The 14,619-nt window shown below is 58.5% G+C and carries 10 protein-coding genes and 1 riboswitch; of the genes, 3 read left to right on the top strand and 7 right to left on the bottom strand.

Annotated elements, in window-relative coordinates:
• Nucleotides 1–257: 257 nt before the first annotated feature.
• Together crcB and AC1DE4_RS08345 are read right to left on the bottom strand one after the other, a co-directional pair.
• A complete protein-coding gene (gene crcB, locus AC1DE4_RS08350; protein ID WP_477880927.1) occupies nt 258–632 on the bottom strand; it encodes a fluoride efflux transporter CrcB in 375 nt (124 codons plus the stop codon).
• Nucleotides 633–662: 30 nt separating this feature from the next.
• Nucleotides 663–723, bottom strand: a riboswitch (Fluoride riboswitch).
• A gap of 209 nt (nt 724–932) precedes the next feature.
• Complete coding sequence (locus tag AC1DE4_RS08345; protein WP_018856417.1) at nt 933–1,265, bottom strand: sunset domain-containing protein; 333 nt, start codon at nt 1,263–1,265, stop codon at nt 933–935.
• 459 nt (nt 1,266–1,724) lie between these two features.
• Between AC1DE4_RS08345 and AC1DE4_RS08340 the strand changes: the two genes are divergently transcribed.
• From AC1DE4_RS08340 to AC1DE4_RS08330, 3 genes are read left to right on the top strand one after another with little or no spacing between them, the layout of a single operon-like run.
• The gene (locus tag AC1DE4_RS08340) at nt 1,725–3,491 is read left to right on the top strand and encodes a peptide ABC transporter substrate-binding protein (RefSeq protein ID WP_192304542.1); all 1,767 of its coding nucleotides are present in this window, start codon (nt 1,725–1,727) and stop codon (nt 3,489–3,491) included.
• Nucleotides 3,492–3,508: 17 nt separating this feature from the next.
• Nucleotides 3,509–5,236, top strand: coding sequence for a peptide ABC transporter substrate-binding protein (locus AC1DE4_RS08335; protein ID WP_037089536.1), 1,728 nt, complete (start codon nt 3,509–3,511; stop codon nt 5,234–5,236).
• An 18-nt stretch (nt 5,237–5,254) separates the two neighbouring features.
• A complete protein-coding gene (locus tag AC1DE4_RS08330; RefSeq protein ID WP_477880924.1) occupies nt 5,255–7,951 on the top strand; it encodes an adenylate/guanylate cyclase domain-containing protein in 2,697 nt (898 codons plus the stop codon).
• Between the two features lie 399 nt (nt 7,952–8,350).
• On the opposite strand, the gene AC1DE4_RS08325 is transcribed toward AC1DE4_RS08330, so the two are convergent.
• The 5 genes from AC1DE4_RS08325 to dinB form a co-directional block, all read right to left on the bottom strand.
• Nucleotides 8,351–8,716 (bottom strand): DUF779 domain-containing protein, encoded by a 366-nt coding sequence (locus tag AC1DE4_RS08325; protein WP_477880922.1) that lies wholly within the window; start codon nt 8,714–8,716, stop codon nt 8,351–8,353.
• Nucleotides 8,717–8,778: 62 nt separating this feature from the next.
• Nucleotides 8,779–10,296, bottom strand: a complete 1,518-nt coding sequence (gene adh, locus AC1DE4_RS08320; RefSeq protein ID WP_477880920.1) for an aldehyde dehydrogenase — start codon at nt 10,294–10,296, stop codon at nt 8,779–8,781.
• A 136-nt stretch (nt 10,297–10,432) separates the two neighbouring features.
• Complete coding sequence (locus tag AC1DE4_RS08315) at nt 10,433–11,401, bottom strand: helix-turn-helix domain-containing protein (protein WP_477880918.1); 969 nt, start codon at nt 11,399–11,401, stop codon at nt 10,433–10,435.
• A 240-nt stretch (nt 11,402–11,641) separates the two neighbouring features.
• On the bottom strand, nt 11,642–12,415 hold the full coding sequence (locus tag AC1DE4_RS08310) for an SOS response-associated peptidase (RefSeq protein WP_477880916.1): 774 nt from the start codon (nt 12,413–12,415) through the stop codon (nt 11,642–11,644).
• A 1,066-nt stretch (nt 12,416–13,481) separates the two neighbouring features.
• The gene (dinB, locus tag AC1DE4_RS08305) at nt 13,482–14,582 is read right to left on the bottom strand and encodes a DNA polymerase IV (RefSeq protein ID WP_477880914.1); all 1,101 of its coding nucleotides are present in this window, start codon (nt 14,580–14,582) and stop codon (nt 13,482–13,484) included.
• Nucleotides 14,583–14,619 lie beyond the last annotated feature (37 nt).

Here is a 14,619-nt window from a genome sequence, read left to right as displayed (position 1 = left end):
CGGCGCGTGCGTTCGGCCGAGTGCGGCCGAACGTCCAGCATGCGTCGGATTAACCGCCCGCCCGGCTCAAGGTGAAGCGAGGCGACCCGACGCGCTGGCCAACACTCATCAGGACATAGAATGGTCCTTGGCAAAGTGCCGAATTTCCTCAAAGTATTTCCCGACATCGGGCTGCCGACGCCCGCCTCGTGCCCTCTACCTCAACCCACGCGCCATCCCGCGCAGCGGGTTCGTTCATTGGCCCCAAAGGCCGACCTTCATAGATGTCGCCGGACGACCATCATGGTCAGTATCAGAGCCATAAGCGATACAATGACACTTCCCACGACATACGCCGCAGCAGCCAAATGCTGGCCGCGCTCCCACAGGACCGCTGCATCAAGTGAGAACGTCGAAAACGTGGTGAAACCACCAATGACGCCAGTGGTCAAAAACAACTTGGTGTCCTGCGACGTTAAGTTGGACGTTGTGAAAACACCCACGACAATGCCCATGAAGGCAGAGCCCAAAACATTTATGCCGAGCGTTCCGTAAGGAAAATTCGTCCCGAAGACACGAATTGAAAGCATGCCCACTGCGTAGCGAAGCATGCCGCCGAGCCCTGATCCGATAAATACAATGAGATATCCCACGCACGCCTCCTGCTCGCCCAAATGGGGCGTTGATCAGCAGGCGTCATCAGCAACAGCGCGGTTATAGGGAGACACCATTCCCGTATCGGCTTCTATGCCAGCAACATGCTTCCAGATCAACATGGTCTTCACGTGGCGCAAAAGCCGTCACGACTGGAACAATGATCTAACAGTGACAGCGCTGACGTTCATTTCTATAGGATCCATCGCTCCGCTTGCGAGTGAGGGAAACGCACCATCGGCGAAGACGCGGGGGTCGAGGTCAATTTCCAAGTAGCAACGAATTTTCACTCGGCGGGATTAGTATTTGGCCTTTCGCCAACCAGCTTCACGCGCTTCTTGCTCGGAACAGAACCAGCGCTCGCCATATTGCGGCAATATCTTTGTGGCCTCGTAATAGTGCTGGCCCGGTACGTGATAGATGCGGTCGCCAGATTCGATGCTGACGTTGCCCTTGATGTTGCAGGCCGTGCCTCGTTGCACGATCACTCCGTTGTCTATGATCATCGGCTGCGTCGGTGCAGCAAACGAACGCTGGATCGGAGCGGTCACAAATTTGGGCAACACGGCGTAGCCGCCGGTTCCCAGGAATGCCGCTGCCGAACTCAAAGCTACCACCATTGGAAACTTCATGTCTCACTCCTAAAGTCTTCCAGAGTTTAACACGCTAGGGTTTATCTGTTCGTATGTCAGATTGCTAAAATGCGCGGTATTGGCGACGTGGTGTCTGGCGCGACCTGGGCATGGCGGTTGGAGCGCCGGAACGACACGTCACGCATTGACCGCTCTCAGGCCCGTTGCAGACACTGCTCCCCGGGGCCGCGCGTTTCCCAGAAGTCTTTGCCTGCCTCAGCTAGGATAAGGCGAAGCCTCTGTCAGCCTGGCAATCCTGTTCGTCGAGTAATGTCGAAAAGCGTCCAATTTCGACAGGCTTTAGGCTTTCTCGCTCTACCACCCTGGGTATTGCCAACTGTTCATGATGAGATCAACATGGATTTGCCGAGACGCATGCAAGGAATTTGATGGACTTCTAGGATACTGACGCGCAGCGGGTCCTGCCGCCGTCGGGCAATACCATCGTGGGGGAGTGCGATGCGGAGAGAAGCTCGGTGCCGGTTGCAACGCGGAGCGTTCCTGGAGACAGCGCGCTTCCTTTTGCTGACTATTCTCTTCCTGTCGATCGTGATTGTCCCACGACACGCCATGTCGGCCGACAAGACGTTGAAATTGCTGTTATGGCAGGCTCCAAGCACGCTCAATCCTCACTTGGCTCCGGGCATCAAGGACCAGACAGCCAGCCGGATCGTCTATGAGCCTCTCGCCAGCTTCGACCGCGAGGGACATCTCGTTCCCTTCCTCGCCGCGGACATTCCGACGCTCGAGAATGGCGGCGTGAGTGCCGACGGCCGTTCAGTCGTCTGGAAGCTCAAGCACGGTCTCAAATGGTCCGACGGCCAGCCCTTCACAGCCAAAGATGTGCTCTTCACCTACAATTATATCACAAACCCGGATGTCGGCTCGGCGAGTGTCGGCTCTTACAAGACAATCGACAAGGTCGTTGCGGTCGACGACGACACCGTGCGGATCACGTTCAAGGACGTCAATCCGGCCTGGGCGCTGCCGTTTGTCGGCGTGCAGGGTATGATCCTGCCCGAGCATGTGTTTGCCCCTTACAACAACAAGGATGCGGTGACGGCAGCCGTGAACCTGGCCCCCATAGGCACAGGCCCGTACCGCCTGAAGGCGTTTCAGACAGAGGATGTGCTTGTCATAGGTGAGGATGTCGTCAACACCGTGAAGGCCATCTTCGAGCGCAATCCTTATTATCGCAACGCGGATGAGCTGACCTTCGATGCGGTGACGCTCCAGGGCGGCGGCGACGCTTCGGTCGCGGCCAAGGCGGTGCTGAAGGAAGGCGTGGTCGACTATGCCTGGAACCTCCAGGTCGACGATGTCGTGCTCAAGGAGCTCGAAAAGGACGGCGTCGGCAAGGCGACGGTCTCCTGGGGCTCCTATGTCGAGCGCATCATGCTGAACTTCACCGACCCCAACCGAGAAACCGCCGACGGGGAACGGTCGAGTCTGCAATATCCGCATCCCACATTGTCCGACAGCAATGTACGCGCCGCACTCGCACTTGCTATCGACCGACAGAAGATCGCGGCACTCTATGGCCGCACGGGCCGTGCGACCAGCAACATTCTGGTCGCCCCGGCAATCTTCAATTCGCCGAATAGCGAATGGGCGTTCGATCCCGACAAGGCCAAGTCGATCCTCGAGTCGGCAGGGTGGAAAGACAGCGACGGCGACGGTGTGCGCGACAAGAACGGCGTGCCGCTGCGTTTCCTGTTTCAGACAACCGTCAATTCCGTTCGCCAGCAGACCCAGGAGATCGTCAAGGCAGACCTGGAGGCGATCGGGGTCAAGGTCGAAAACAAGATGATCGACTCCAGCATCTTTCTGGGCTCCGGGCCCGACAGCACCAACTCTCGGCGGCATTTCTACGCCGACATGGAAGAATATGCCTACGGCAACAAGAGCCCCGATCCCGGCAGCTATATGATCGGTTGGACCTGCGGCGAAGCGGCGCAAAAGGCCAATAACTGGTCCGGGTCAAACTGGGCCCGCTACTGCAACAAGGATTACGACACGCTCTATCGGGCGTCGGCCGTCGAGGTCGATCCGGCCAAGCGCCGGCAGATCTTCGTGAAGATGGACGATCTGCTCGTTTCGGATTTCGCGGCAATTCCTCTGGTTCACTGGGCCGATGTCAGCGGAATAAGCAACTCCCTTGAGGGCTTCGACCCGACGCCTTGGGATTCCGAAACATGGAACATCGCCGGTTGGCATCGCAAATGACGGAGGCACGTGCAAATATGGGTAGAGCGCAACGCTTTTTCGTTCTGGTGATAACCCTGCTGTTTGCGGTTGTCTCACACCCTGCCCATTCGGCTGATCGCACACTGAGGCTACTCTTCTGGCAGGCACCCAGCATCCTCAACCCGCATCTTGCCCCCGGCGTGAAGGATCAGACTGCGAGCCGCGTGGTCTATGAACCGCTGGCGAGTTTCGACGCCGAGGGACATCTGGTACCGTTTCTAGCTGAGGAAATTCCCTCCTTGACGAACGGCCAGGTCGCGGGCGACGGGCGGTCGGTCACCTGGAAGCTGAAGCCGAACGTCAAATGGTCGGACGGCGTCCCCTTCACCGCCAAGGACGTTGTGTTCACCTATGCCTACATCACCAATCCGGATGTGGGCTCTTCAAGTATCGGAACCTACAAGTCGGTCGACAAGGTCGAAGCACTCGACGACCTGACCGTCAAGGTAACGTTCAAGGATGTTGATCCCGCCTGGGCGCTCCCCTTCGTCGGTATACAGGGAACAATCCTGCCAGAGCATATATTTGCTCCCTACAACAACAAGGCCGCGGTCGACGCGCCTCCCAACCTGGCCCCCGTCGGGACCGGGCCGTATCGCCTCAAGGAGTTCCGTACGGAGGACGTCCTGCTGATCGGCGACGATGTCGTCAACACCGTCAAGATCATCTACGAGCCCAATCCTGAATACCGCGACCGGGCGCGTTTGGGATTTGACGAAGTGACCTTGCAGGGTGGCGGCGATGCGAAGACGGCCGCCAAGGCCGTGCTCGGCACCGGCGTCGTCGACTACGCGTGGAACCTGCAGATCGGCGATGCCGAATTGCAGGAGCTTGAGGCGAAGCAGATAGGCAAGGTGGCGCTCTACTTTAGCTCCTACGTCGAGCGCCTCATGCTGAATTTCACCGATCCGAACCGTGAGACATCGGATGGCGAGCGCGCGAGCCTGCAGTTCCCCAACCCGATCCTTGCCGATGCCAAGGTGAGGCTCGCCTTGGCGAAAGCTGTCGACCGCAACAAGATCGCCGCGCTTTACGGGAGGACTGGCCGGCCAACGGCAAACCTCCTGGTCGCCCCCGTTCTCTATAATTCTCCCAACACCACCTGGGAATTCGATCCCGACAAGGCTCGCGCGCTTTTGGACGAGGCAGGCTGGCGCGACACGAACGGCGACGGCATCCGCGACAGGAACGGCGTTCCCTTGACCCTTCTTTTCCAGACCTCGGTCAACCCGGTCCGCCAGAAGACCCAGGCGATCATCGGCGCCGATCTGGCGGCGATCGGCATCAGGGTCGAGGACAAGCAGATCGATTCGAGTGTCTTCTTCTCGCCTTCACCGGATATCCTTAATACCAGCCAGCATTTTTACGCGGATCTTGAGGAATTCGCGACCGGCAACAAGAGCCCCGATCCGGGAAGCTATATGGTCAAGTGGACCTGCGCGCAGGCCGCTCAGAAAAGCAACAACTGGTCGGGGCTGAACGAGTCCCGCTATTGCAGCGACAAGTACGATGCGCTGTTCCACGCATCGGAAACGGAGATCGATCCGGAAAAGCGGATTGGCCTGTTCGTGGCGATGAACGACTTGCTGATTGCTCACTCCGCGGTCATTCCCATTGTCGAGTGGGCAAACGTCCCCGGCCTTCGCAACGATATCGTCGGATTCAATCCCACGCCATGGGATTCCGAGACGTGGAACATCGCGGACTGGCGGCGCAAGCCATGAGGGGCCGAAGCTGAAGGCATGGAGCACGAGGAGCCTGTGGTCGCAAGAAATCGCCCATTCTATGTCGCCCCACTGTATGCGCTCGTCCGCGCAGCTTCACCCGTTCTCAGAAACCTGAACATCGGCGGCAAGCTCACGGTCGGATTTGGCATTCTGGCGGCGCTGACGCTGCTCGTTGTCGGCTTGAACTATCTGGGCAGCCTCGATGCAGTCAGAAGCATCAACAGAACGACCAACCTGAGCGCCCCGAGCGCGGTCGCCTCGGCGCGGGCACAAGCCGACTTGCTACGGATGCTGAGCGCCGTTCGCGGCTATCTTGCGCTCGGCGAGGAGAGCTACCGCGACAATTACGCTTCGGCGAAAGCCGCATTTCTCGGGGACATGCAGTCGCTTGAACGTCTGCTCCAGGAGAGAACAGCTCCGCGGCCCGACCCGGCCGCAGACGTCGAACAGCGGATGGTGGAGCTCCACGAAAAGCTTGCCTCCTGGCAGCCGCTGACGGATCAGCTCTTCGAGTTACGCAATGACCAGCTTCGACGCGAACCCGCCCTCAAGCTGCTGGTGACGGATGCAAACCCGATGATCGCCACGATTGTCGGGACGGCAACGGCACTGATCCTGGCGCAGCAGAAGCGAGACGCGACGCCCGAGAACATGGCCTATCTGGCCGACCTCGCGTCCTTCCAGAGCTCCTTCTATGCGATGGTCGCAGGGCTGCGGGGCTATGTGACCACCAGGCGAGACGGCTTCAAATACGAATACGAGGCTAACCTCACCATCAACGATGCAGCCTGGAAGAGCATCACCGACGCAACCGTCGCGCTGACGCCGAACCAGGAAATATTGATCGCCAAGCTGTCGAAGACTCGGGCAGTCTTCCTGCAGTTTCCCGCGCAGATGTTTACAGCAGTCGAAGGCGAACACGCACGTGAGGATCTCTATATCTTCCGCACGCAGGCCGTGCCCCTTGCCGAAGGCATGCTTGGAATTCTGGACGAGATCGCCAATGAGGAGCAACAACGGCTGCAGGCGGATCTCGGTGGCGGCCGCGACCAGCTCCAGAAGGCCCAGCGCGTTATCCTCCTGGGCGGTGTGGCCGCCGCCATTCTCGGGCTGATCCTGGGGCTGATCTTCCGGGAAAGCATCGCCGGGCCGATCCAGCGCTTGACGGGCGTAGCCGACCGGGTTCGCCAAGGCGATCTTGCCGCGCGCGCGAAGGTGGAATCGGGCGATGAGATCGGCACGCTGGCGACAACGTTCAACGACATGACGGCGCAGTTGGGCTCCAATCTCGGCGACCTCGAGAACCGCCGCAGGGAACAGGAGCAGCTGGCATTGCAGTTTCGCCGGCAGAGCGAATATCTGGGCGCCCTTCACGATACGTCGCTCGGCCTGATTGCGAGATTGGACCTGACCGGACTCCTGTCGGATTTGACGATGCGCGCCGCAGGTCTGCTCGGCACTCAACATGGATACGTCTATCTTGTCGACGAAGCCGGAGAGACGCTTCAGCGCATGGTCGGCGTCGGTGTCTATGCGGGACAGGCCGCGGGTCAGCAACTGGAGAGCAAGGAAGGCGTGGCAGGGACGGTCTGGCATACGCGCGAGGCGCTTGTCATCAACGAATACCCGACCTGGCCGGGGAGGGCGGCGGCCGCCGCCCAGCTCGATGTGACAATCAGGGCGATCATGGCCGTGCCACTCAAATCCGACAACAGGGTGGTCGGCGTCCTCGGCATCGCCTACGACGACGCCTCGGCCCTCGAGTTCGGCACCGAAGAGGTCGAGCTTCTCAAGCGTTTCGGGCAACTTGCCTCGATTGCGCTGGAAAACGCGCGACTGCACACGGCCACGGAAGCTGCCAAGAGCGAAGCGGAGGAAGCGAGCAGACGGATCGGCGAGCAGAATCGGGCGCTGGAAGCGGTCTCGAGCAAGCTGTCGAAATATCTCTCGCCACAGGTCTTCGCCTCGATCTTCTCCGGTAAGCAGAACGTCGAGATTTCGTCCACCCGCAAGAAGCTGACAGTCTTCTTCTCCGACATCGCCGACTTCACGGCGACGACCGACAAGCTCGAGTCCGAAGAACTGACTGATCTGCTCAATCACTATCTGACCGAGATGGCGAAGCTGGCTCTGACATACGGCGCGACAATCGACAAGTTCATCGGCGATGCAATCCTGGTGTTCTTCGGCGATCCCGAAACAAGGGGCACCAGGGAAGACGCTGTCGCCTGCGTCAGAATGGCGATCGCCATGCAGAACAGGATGCAGGAGTTGCGCGGGGAATGGGCAGGAGCCGGCTTTGCCCTGCCGTTCCATCTGCGCATCGGCATCAATACAGGCTATTGCACCGTGGGCAATTTCGGCAGCGAGGATCGGATGGACTATACCATCATCGGCGGCGAGGTGAACCTCGCTTCGAGACTGCAGAGCCATGCCGACCTCGGCGGCATATTGCTGGCGGGCGAGACCTACGCTTTGGTCAAGGACGAAATCGAGGCCGAGGAACTGCCTCCGTTGACCGTCAAGGGCTTCGCCTATCCCATCAAGACCTATCGTGTGATCGGCGCTCGAACCGCCCAAGAAGCAACGAAGGATATGTTTTCGAACAGCGAGGGCGACCTGCAGTGGGATATCGGCTCGGCGCTGAAAGGCGCGGACCGCGACAAGGCGATCAAGGCACTCGAGCACTATCTGGCGACTCTGCGAAAATAGGATCCGCGCCGGTCGAAACCGCTCAAATGCGAACAGAATGCCAACCGAATGAAACGCCGCCAATGCTCTGCTATTGCCTTCGACAGGCATTGGCGACGTTTCCGCCCATTTGGGCACATGCAGGCTATGGGACATTCCTAAAAAAGGAAAAGCAAACGCTCGCCATTCTTCCTGCGGCAGACGGTGTTCGTGCGCCAGTGTGGCAATTGTTCCACATCGAGGTCGTCGATTGGCCACCTCCTTCTTCAAGAACGACTTCAATCGTAACCTGCACGTGTGATCGCAAGGCCCTGGTGCACCACTGTGTTGCCGCCCCGCGGAAGCCTACCTGCCATTTGTCCGGTGATGCCTTTGATCCGGCTCAGCAGCTGAAGCATCGCAATTCGGAGCCCGTGGTCTCTACGGAAGCGGTTGGGATGACACCTCGCAAATCGCGGAGCGGATCRGGAAGCGCTGCTCGCGGCCATTGTCGAGGGAGAACATCCCGCCCCGGCCCGGGACGACGTCGATGGTCAATTCAGTGTGCTTCCAGGCCTCGTATTGGGATGCGCTGATGTAGACCGGCGTGTCACCAACGGTGCCGAGAAGGACATCGTGATCGCCGACCATGAAATCATCGCGGGGATAACACATGGGCGAAGATCCGTCGCAACAACCACCTGACTGGTGAAACAGGACGGGGCCATGGTCGGTGATGATTTCGTCCAGAAGCGTTATCGCCGCCGGCGTCGCCCTTACTCTTCCGAGAAAGACCTTGTCCTGCATGGTGACCTCCGGGGATGGGGCGGTGTGGCCGGATGGCCACACCGCATGCGCTTGGGAGGTTATCAGAAGAAGCCAAGCTTTTTCGGGCTGTAGCTCACCAACATGTTCTTCGTCTGCTGGTAGTGGTCGAGCATCATCTTATGGGTCTCGCGCCCGATGCCGGACTGTTTGTAGCCGCCGAAGGCCGCGTGCGCGGGATAGGCATGATAGCAATTGGTCCAGACGCGGCCTGCCTGGATTGCGCGGCCAAACCGATAGGCGCGCGTGCCGTCTCGGGTCCACACGCCGGCACCGAGGCCGTACAAGGTGTCGTTTGCGATTGAAAGGGCCTCGGTATCGTCCTTGAACGTTGCGACGGAAACCACGGGCCCGAAGATCTCCTCCTGAAAGACGCGCATTTTGTTCGTGCCCCTGAAGACAGTCGGTTTGACGTAGAAACCGCCGGCGAGGTCTCCGGCGAGTTCGTTGCGCTCACCCCCGATCAGGACCTCAGCGCCTTCCTTCTTTCCGATGTCGAGGTAGGCGAGAATTTTCTCCAACTGCTCGCTGGAGGCCTGGGCTCCGATCATGGTCGCAGGGTTGAGCGGATCACCTTGAACAATCGCTTCGACCCTTTTCAATGCCCTTTCCAAGAAGCGGTCATAAATCTTCTCGTGAACCAAGGCGCGGCTGGGGCACGTGCAGACCTCGCCCTGATTAAGGGCGAACATGACGAAGCCTTCAATTGCCTTATCGAAGAAATCGTCGTCTTCGTCTGCCACATCCGAGAAGAAGATGTTCGGGCTCTTCCCGCCGAGCTCCAGCGTGACGGGGATCAGGTTCTGCGAGGCGTACTGCATGATCAAGCGTCCGGTGGTCGTCTCCCCGGTAAACGCAATCTTGGCGATCCTCGGGTTCGAGGCGAGCGGCTTGCCTGCCTCGAGGCCAAATCCATTGACGACGTTGAGAACACCTGGCGGCAGGATGTCGCTGATCAGCTCGAGCAGCACATGGATCGATGCCGGCGTCTGTTCGGCAGGTTTGAGCACGACGCAATTGCCCGCAGCCAGTGCAGGTGCCAGCTTCCACACGGCCATCAGGATCGGAAAGTTCCAGGGAATGATCTGGCCGACGACCCCCAGAGGCTCGTGGAAATGGTAGGCGACCGTATCGTCGTCGATCTGGGCGATTGAACCTTCCTGCGCGCGGATGGCTCCGGCGAAATAGCGGAAATGATCGATGGCGAGCGGAATGTCGGCCGCGGTTGACTCACGGATCGGCTTGCCGTTGTCCCAGGTTTCCGCGAGCGCCAGTGTGCCGAGGTTCTCTTCCATTTTGTCGGCTATGCGGTTGAGCAGTCGCGCCCGCTCTGCGGCGCTGGTTTTGCCCCAGGCGTCCTTGGCGCCATGGGCCGCGTCAAGAGCGGCCTCGACGTCCACAGCTTCCGAACGGGCGATCTCGCAAAGGACCCGGCCGTTGACCGGAGAGGTGTTGTCGAAGTACCTGCCTGATTTCGCGGGCGTCCACTTGCCGCCGATGAAATTGTCGTACTTCTTGGCAAACGGCACCTTGGCCGTGCGATGGAATTCGACCTTGTTCATGCTTTCCTCCCAAAACGCGCCGCCCTGCGCGACGCTTGAGGGAGTGTTTTTCGCTTTCGACGGAATGTCAGCCCGCGCGCGGCAGTTCGGCAGGGCACAGTGTCTCAAGGTTGAGACACTGTGCCCTGCAAAATTCCTATTGGGCGCCCCGCAGACCAAATTTGCCGAGCTTTCGGTAAAGCGTGGCCCGTGAAATCCCGAGGATTTCGGCCGCCGCCGTTACATTGCCGCCGGTACTGGCGAGCGTGCGCTCCAGGACGGTGCGCTCGGCCTGCCGCAAATTTCCGGCATAGCCAGGTTCATCTCCCAGAAGATCAGCGGCTGGAAGGGACCTCATCAGCGATTCCGACGTGATTTCGAATGCGATGCGCGCAGATCGGGTCGCGCCGATCACCAAATCATTGCTGTCGACGGCGAGAAGAGGGTTTGGCATCTTTTCGTTTGTCGAAGCGACAATGATGCGTGCTTCAGGAAAGGCGATACGGAAGTTCTCCGCCTCGATCCTTCGCGCCGCGTCGCCAACGGCCATTGTGATTAAATTGACGAAGCCCTCCGTCAAATCCGCGCGGCAAGAGGACACGTCCAACGCGGCGGCGAGCTTACCCTCGTGATCGAAAATCGGCGCGGTCGTGCAGGACAGAAGCGTATTGCGGGAGTAAAAATGTTGATCTCGGTGGATGGTCAAAGCGCGCTGCTCTACTAAGCATGTGCCGATTCCGTTTGTCCCCTCGCTTTCTTCGCTCCAGACAGTTCCCGTCCAAAGCCCCCATTCCCTGAATGTCTCGTCGTCGGCGATGGCGCCACGCCGCTCAACCGGGATGCCGTCGCGGTCGGCGAGAAGAACACAGCAGCCAATGCCCCCAACCGCGCGGTACAGTCGATCAAGGCTAATGGAGGCGGCCCGGATCAGCGGTTCGATTTTCTGGCGAGCAAAGCGCAACTCCGAATCCGTCAGTCGTTTCGTTCGATTGCTTTCGGCGGGGTCGAGCCGGTGAAGGTCTGCCGATCTGCACCAGGATGCGACAAGTGCGGACCTAGCCGCCGCGTTCGAGCCGATCGCCTCTTGGATTAAGTTGGCATGCCGCGCAAATGCTGATGCACTCATCGGCTCCTCCCAGAGCGTTAGTATTCTCGTCGGCAGTGTGTTGCCGACGACAACTTATCGAGATCGATGTCCGCGTGTCCGCTCCCTAGCGCACGGACCAGGTGGTATTCCTGCTCCATTTTCGGCGCGGGACAATTAGACGTTGGTTCTACTTCCTAATCTAACTTGCGCAGCACCTGCATATGAGACGCGCTCCAACACTTTATGAAGTGGTCACTGTCTCCCGAGATCGGAGTTCTTCTAAAGCACCATCGGTTCGGGAAGCGGCTCGCCAGCCTTGTTTACAATCGTGGACCCGTAGGGCTCCCGTGACGTGATCACGATGCGGTCGTTTGGTAGCGGCCGGGCCAGGTGTCTGGCTTCCTCCCAGTGTGCGCGCATCCAGATTTCGATCTCCTCAGCAGTCTGCAGAAGGACCGGCATCGCCTTCTCGTGCACATTCCGGACGATGTCGTTCGGCTCGGTTGTCAGAATTGCGTAGAGATCATCCGTCGTCAGCCCATCCTTGACCTTGCGGACGCTCTTCCATTGTCTCACCCAGAGGCCAGCGAAGAACATGACCGCCTTGTCGGGTCTTGCAGAAAACCACGCGTTTGGTGTCCTGCCGCCTTCTTCCTTGCTTGCCGGGTCTGGCTCAGCAAAGGCCGTCACGGGCACGAGACATCGGTGTTCAAGGCCGAACCATCGTTTCCAATGGGGTAAAGTCAAGTTGCGAATGTTGGTAACGCCGCCGTCCGGCTCCATCCGTAAGAGTTCGTCCATGTCCACTGGAAGGCCCTTATTTCGAAGCTTTTCAGCGCGGGTTTCGGCTGCCTTCCTCTGCAAGTAGATCGGAGAGGGCAGGCCCCATCGGCAGTTCGCGAGCTGTTTCCTACCGTCGGAGGTGTTTCGGATGACGGGTGCCCATTGATCCGGGTTGATCTGATAGGCGGGCATCAGGTTGATCAGGCTCTCAACGTCCTGCGCCCATTTGTTGACCCAGTCGCGATCATCCATCCGGTAGAGATTACACATGCGCTAGTCGCCTCGCTTTTCTGGGGACCGAAGGTCAGCCATTTGGCCCGGACTTTCAAGGCACCACGAAGCGGCTAGGCGTCGAAACGAAGTTGTGTCGGACAAAGGCCCGGTCATTAAGGCGCTGAACTCAGCGAAACGGAACGACCAATGGAGGAACAGCGCGGAGGTACCGGCGCGGTTTGCTGCAAGTATCCACATTTGCATGGCTGCATTGCACAAAAAATGTTTTCCAATTGGTCAAAAAACGATCATAACGGTGACAGCTGATGCATATAGCGGCTTCTCCTCCCAGTTCCGCGCAGCAGCTGTTCCCCTCTGGAGGTTTTCGACCTTCACAACTTATGGGCCACGGTATTTTTGCGTGGCCCCTTTTTTTCTTTTCGATTTGATGAGCGCGATGAAACTCCACTCGAGGGAGGCGTCAGGGCCTTTCCAGCCTGCGTAGCGAGAGGGGCCAAATTCGTTCAGCGTCCGCATTGTGGTTGGATGCGCGCTGCTTACACATGACTGACTATAAGTCGATCTGCCGCTGAAAGCATCCCTTAGCTGGCTAAACTCCATCAATCGGCACTGGTGAGCGATGGAAACAGCAACCAATCTCAAAAGAGACATCGAGATCGCACTAGGCGAGGGCTCGCTGTACCCTTCGCCTGTAGTGAAACGAAGTGCCCACAGACGCCGCGACCGTGGTGTGGACGATGAGCCAGGCGCTAGACGATTTTAAATCGATTTTAAAAAATTGAGCGAAAAAACTAATCGATTTTAATTTTATTACTAAACATTTCATGTTGCAGAGCGAAAGAAACCAAGTCCTAAATGGCGCCCGAAACGTGCCGTATGGAGGAATTTGGATGACTTTTTCGTTTCCGCTTACTGAGAAGCGTAATGTCGTGGAATTGCTGAAACACCTTGCCCAGCATAAGCTTAGCTACCCGGGGAACTGCGTTGTGACGGTGAAACCGCACGTCGCCCACGTACAGTCGATGAATTCGTTCGCGTTGGGTACGGCTCGTACCGCGTGGTAGCGCCGCGGGGGCGAAACTGATTTTCAAGCCGCTGCGCATCATAGACGCAGGGCCAGCTGTTCAACGCACGTGTCGGCCAGATGCTCGAGCGAGGAGATTGTCACGCCGAGCAGCCGTATTCCCTTCCTGATAGGAAAGACGGCTCCCAGCAGCACGCAAATGGATTCCTCGATTTCCTCTTTCGATCGGAAACCATGGCCAATCGTCCTTGCGCGGGTGATCTGCATGAAGTCGGCGTACTTAACCTTGAGCGTCACGGTCTTGCCGGTAATCCGATTTGCCTCGCAGTACTGCCAGACCTTCTCAATCAGGGGCTTCAATCCTTCCAGGGCAGGCTCGTAGGTGTGAATATCCACAGTGAACGTGTCTTCCGCTCCGATAGATTTTCGGACCCTGTTTGGCTTTACCTGACGATCATCGATCCCACGCGCGATGCCGTAAAAATACGGCCCGGACTTGCCGAAATGCCGAACCAGAAACTCGAGATCCCTCTCTCTTAGATCGGCTCCAGTTTCGATACCGAAACGATGCATCTTCTCCGCAGTCGCTGGGCCGATGCCGTGAAACTTCTCGACAGGGAGCGCAGCCACAAAGGCTGGTCCATTCTTCGGCGTAATGACGGCCTGGCCATTTGGTTTGTTGAGGTCGCTCGCCATCTTGGCCAGGAACTTGTTGTAGGAGATTCCTGCAGATGAGTTGAGGTTGGTCGTCGCCTTGATCTTGGCCCTGATTTCAAGCGCGATCTCGGTCGCGATCTCCATGCCCTTCAGGTTCTCGGTGACATCAAGATAGGCCTCGTCGAGCGACAGCGGTTCGATCATTGGGGTGTATTCGGCGAAGATTTCCCTGATCTGAGCTGAAACAGCCTTGTAGACGTCAAAGCGCGGCTTCACGAAAATCAGGTCGGGGCATTTGCGCTTTGCCGTCACTGAAGGCATTGCAGAATGGACGCCGAACTTACGGGCCTCGTAGCTGGCCGCCGCCACCACGCCGCGCGCCTCCGAACCACCGACTGCGACGGGACGACCGCGAAGGTCAGGGTTGTCGCGCTGCTCGACGGACGCATAAAAGGCGTCCATGTCGATGTGGATGATCTTGCGTGGGCGCTCGATTGACAGATTTGCAGCGGGATCACTCATCGGGCGTCTCTGTAGTACGGACCAGGCAAGGAAATCG

The sequence above is a fragment of the Rhizobium sp. 10N414 genome (assembly GCF_056394785.1).
The sequence above is the reverse complement of the archived record's forward strand: the minus strand, read 5'-3'. Positions and strand labels throughout refer to the sequence as shown.

Coding starts and splice junctions, on each gene's coding strand:
- AC1DE4_RS08330 (WP_477880924.1), top strand. CDS start 5,255: ATGGAGCACGAGGAGCCTGTGGTCGCAAGAAATCGCCCATTCTATGTC.
- AC1DE4_RS08310 (WP_477880916.1), bottom strand. CDS start 12,415: ATGTGTAATCTCTACCGGATGGATGATCGCGACTGGGTCAACAAATGG.
- AC1DE4_RS08340 (WP_192304542.1), top strand. CDS start 1,725: ATGCGGAGAGAAGCTCGGTGCCGGTTGCAACGCGGAGCGTTCCTGGAG.
- adh (WP_477880920.1), bottom strand. CDS start 10,296: ATGAACAAGGTCGAATTCCATCGCACGGCCAAGGTGCCGTTTGCCAAG.
- AC1DE4_RS08335 (WP_037089536.1), top strand. CDS start 3,509: ATGGGTAGAGCGCAACGCTTTTTCGTTCTGGTGATAACCCTGCTGTTT.
- dinB (WP_477880914.1), bottom strand. CDS start 14,582: ATGAGTGATCCCGCTGCAAATCTGTCAATCGAGCGCCCACGCAAGATC.
- AC1DE4_RS08315 (WP_477880918.1), bottom strand. CDS start 11,401: ATGAGTGCATCAGCATTTGCGCGGCATGCCAACTTAATCCAAGAGGCG.
- AC1DE4_RS08345 (WP_018856417.1), bottom strand. CDS start 1,265: ATGAAGTTTCCAATGGTGGTAGCTTTGAGTTCGGCAGCGGCATTCCTG.